At 40.4% G+C, this 1,929-nt stretch carries 1 pseudogene; it reads right to left on the bottom strand.

Features of this window, described 5'->3' with window-relative positions:
* Positions 1-466: 466 nt before the first annotated feature.
* A pseudogene (locus EGX79_11090) lies at positions 467-1,900 on the bottom strand (GGDEF domain-containing protein).
* Positions 1,901-1,929 lie beyond the last annotated feature (29 nt).

The following is a 1,929-nucleotide window of genomic DNA, read 5'->3' as shown; positions in this document are numbered from 1 at the left end:
TCATTCCACGCCTGACACTCGGTTCCGGGAAGGCAGTTCGCTCCAAGCTGGACTGTATGCACGAACCCCCCGTTCAGCCCGACTACCACGTTGTCCCGGTAACTATCATCTTGAGTCCAACCCGGAACAGACACGAAAAATCGCCAGTGGCGGTAGCCATTAGTAAGAGGATTCACGGAGCGGAGTAGTAGAGTGTTCTACAGAGTTCTTGAAGTGGTGGCCTGACTGCGGCTACACTGGAAGGACAGTTTTGGTACCTGCGCTCCGTGAAAGCCAGTTACCTTCGGAAGAAAGAGTTGGTAGCTCTGAATTCCGGCAAACGAACCACCGTTGGTAGCGGTGGTTTTTTTGTTTACAGGGTATGAGATTACGACGACATCGAAGGGATAACAAGAGGATCCGCTTCTTGCCCACTCTTCGCCACAAAAAAAACGACACACTAGCGCGTAAAGCATCATCAAAAAACTCAAATAGCGCTATATACAATCACTTTATTACGCCCCTCCCTTTTGGCTTGATAAAGAGCATCGTCAGCATTTTTCAGCAAAAAATCGATCCTACCAAGAGGATCATCTTGTGTTGCCACACCAGCAGATATGGTGACCCGCAAGTTATTAGGGAAGACAGTACTTTCAATAACACTCCTAATACGCTCCGCAACACACTTAGCTGTTACCACAGATGTATTCGGCAGGAAAACAACAAACTCTTCGCCACCAAACCGACAAACAACATCTTCACTACGGCAACAGGAATTAATAATATGAGCCAAAGAAACAAGCACCTCATCTCCGACCCCATGCCCGAAACTGTCATTTATCTCTTTAAAAAAATCAACATCAATTACAATAACTGAATACCCTGAATCCCGCTTATGATTCTGTATTTTACTTAAAAACCCCAATCTATTGTTCACGCCGGTAAGGGGATCTTTAAGCGCCACCTCATTTAGAAAATCAACTCTTTCCATCATTACCTTAATATACGTAAAAAGCGCCTTTTTAAGCCTATCAGCTTCGGCATACCAAGCATTGATAGCTTTAATATAAACTAGCGAAGCTCCGATATCTTTAGCATTGGTAGATATAGCAAGCTTTTCTAAAGGAAGTGAAATACTGGAGGCAATGAAATATGAAATAAGTGAAAACACAATAATTATTATAATTAGCAGAACAAGTACACTTTTAGCATAAGCAATAAGAATAGTAGTCACACTGTCAGCACGACTATAAACCAACACATTCCAAGCAGTATTTTTCATACTAGCATAACCAAGAAGATATCTATGCCCCGAAGAAAAAAATGCCCCCTCACCTCTATCAGACGCAGTTAACTTTGATTTCAAATCATCAGACATAACCATAGGCCGATCAACAGCACTTTTATCGTTATTAAAGATCACATTCCCATCATCACTAACAATGCTAATTTCAGTGTTGTTCTTGAAAAAATGCCTGCTCAAAACATCGCCAAATAAATTATGTTTTTTTAGATATATAGACCCACCGACATACCCTATGTAATTGCCACCCTTATCATAAATAGGATGTGACAACAAAATAATCAAATTCCCAGTAACTGATTTTAACGGTGAAGATATGAATGGTTTCTTTTCCTCAATCGCCAATTTGCTGGCACTTGAATTCAAGCGGGTACCAACTAAATCAAGAGATTCTGGCGAAGTCGCCAGAACAACAGCATCATTACTAACAACAAGAACTGAATTAAACATACCAGACTGCAATCTTAACCTATCCGCCTCATCTTTAAGTGAGTCAATATCATTAGTTGATTTTATTTTTTTTGCTCCATATGCTAATTCACCTTGAGCCATTTCAATATAACCACTCATTACATCTGACATTTTCATAGCGTACGATGAATTAGCATCAACCAAATCTATTTCTTTCATTTTTCGTCTTCATCTCT

The sequence above is a fragment of the Corynebacterium jeikeium genome, from assembly GCA_003955985.1.
GTDB classification, from domain to species: domain Bacteria; phylum Actinomycetota; class Actinomycetes; order Mycobacteriales; family Mycobacteriaceae; genus Corynebacterium; species Corynebacterium jeikeium_D.
This window is presented reverse-complemented; position numbering and strand designations above follow the sequence as displayed.